Below are 212 nucleotides of genomic sequence, written 5' to 3' on the forward strand. Positions count from 1 at the left end.
CGTCGTCCGCGCGGGGCCGGGCCGGGCAGAGCCGGCGCGATCAAGGCCCACTCGGCGTCGGTGAGGTCGCTTGCGTAGCGCAGGTGATCGCGCGCATGCTGCGCGCGGGTGGTCGTGGTCCAAGCCATCGCCGGGCCTCCTGGGTGTCGCAACCACAAGAGGACCACACGGCCCCACGATCACCCAACCCCATTCCGAGTCAGACTCTGAGG

1 protein-coding gene is annotated in these 212 nt (G+C 70.8%); it reads right to left on the reverse strand.

Translation table 11 applies throughout. The features are described 5' to 3' along the window. The coding region (locus F0L46_RS27615; RefSeq protein ID WP_438646720.1) for a transposase at positions 1–128 on the reverse strand (128 nt) is incomplete at its 3' end. Positions 129–212 lie beyond the last annotated feature (84 nt).

This window comes from Salinarimonas soli (assembly GCF_008386575.1).
Classification (GTDB): domain Bacteria; phylum Pseudomonadota; class Alphaproteobacteria; order Rhizobiales; family Beijerinckiaceae; genus Salinarimonas_A; species Salinarimonas_A soli.